This is a genomic window from Paenibacillus sp. OT2-17 (genome assembly GCF_009827695.1).
GTDB lineage: Bacteria > Bacillota > Bacilli > Paenibacillales > Paenibacillaceae > Paenibacillus > Paenibacillus polymyxa_B.
Map to the genome: position 1 here is coordinate 1 of NZ_WUDQ01000848.1, position 1,145 is coordinate 1,145.

Annotated in this window: 1 protein-coding gene; it reads right to left on the bottom strand. The window is 49.6% G+C overall.

What is annotated here, in order from left to right; translation table 11 throughout:
* Nucleotides 1–241: 241 nt before the first annotated feature.
* A complete protein-coding gene (locus GRP75_RS27620) occupies nucleotides 242–1,024 on the bottom strand; it encodes an HAD family hydrolase (protein ID WP_076160451.1) in 783 nt (260 codons plus the stop codon).
* Nucleotides 1,025–1,145 lie beyond the last annotated feature (121 nt).

The following is a 1,145-nucleotide window of genomic DNA, read 5'->3' on the forward strand; positions in this document are numbered from 1 at the left end:
TTTGCTGCATACGAATAGAGGATTTAAAACCGTCAGGAGATCAGTTAAATGTCAAAAAGACAGTTTTTACGACGATTGTGTGTTGAACCGGGAAAATTACTCGTTTCAACTAGACCACTTCGATGTAAAGCACGCCCCTTAGAGTACACACAGGGAAGGATAAATGCATTCTCCAGTGTATATTCCAAGGGGCATTATTTAATACCCTCAATCATAGTAAAGATTGGACGATTCCATATGATTATAAAGGGGGTATGCCTTCCGGTACATTTCGGCTCTTGCTCTTAGCAAGCAACTGCTCATCAAACGGCAGATTCTCTCTGATCGCCCACAGGTCGTCATAGCTGAGAATCCAGCGATCGGCTCTAGACAGATCCTGCCGGCCGGAGCCGGGGTTGTGGAAGCCGATGCAGTGCATTCCTGCACTTTTGGCTGCCTGGACCCCGTTCTGTGAATCTTCAATAACGATGCAATGGGCCGGTGCAATGCCTAGCTGTTCGGCGGCGTATAAGAAGATGTCCGGTGCTGGCTTACCCTGCAATACCTCTTCACCGGTGATTCGAATGTCGAAGTAACGGCCAAGTCCTGTCTTTTCCATAATGAGATCAATTAGCGCCCGTGGAGAGGAAGAGGCTACCGCGACCGGAATCCCCTTCTCTTGAAGCCAGTCTAGCCACCGTTCCAGTCCGTCGATCGCCACAAGGCCCTCGTGTGCAATCATCGTCTGCATCACATTTTTTCGGTGATAGGACAGGGCCTCTTCTACCGTATTGGTGAGCTGATGTCTGTCCAGTACCTGACGCCACATAGATTCGAGTGTCACTCCAACATAGGTATGGTGCTCTTCTTCCGTCATGGACGCACCGAAATGGGCAAAGGAATTACGCTCGATCTCAAAATAAATCGGTTCGCTGTCTACTAGGACCCCGTCCATGTCGAAGATGACTGCCTTGACCGGAACGGACGCTGATGGGCCTCCCAAGCATTCATTATTTGGCTGCGCATCATGATGAATGGTTGTCATGTCCATTCTCCTCCTTGTTCGTATCTGGATTAGTTACCGGAGCCGTTCGATTGCAGCACAACCTTGATTGCCTGTGAAGAAGGCTGAAGGGTCCGCTCGTTGATATTGCATCCGAGGGTCA

Coding starts and splice junctions, on each gene's coding strand:
- GRP75_RS27620 (WP_076160451.1), bottom strand. CDS start 1,024: ATGACAACCATTCATCATGATGCGCAGCCAAATAATGAATGCTTGGGA.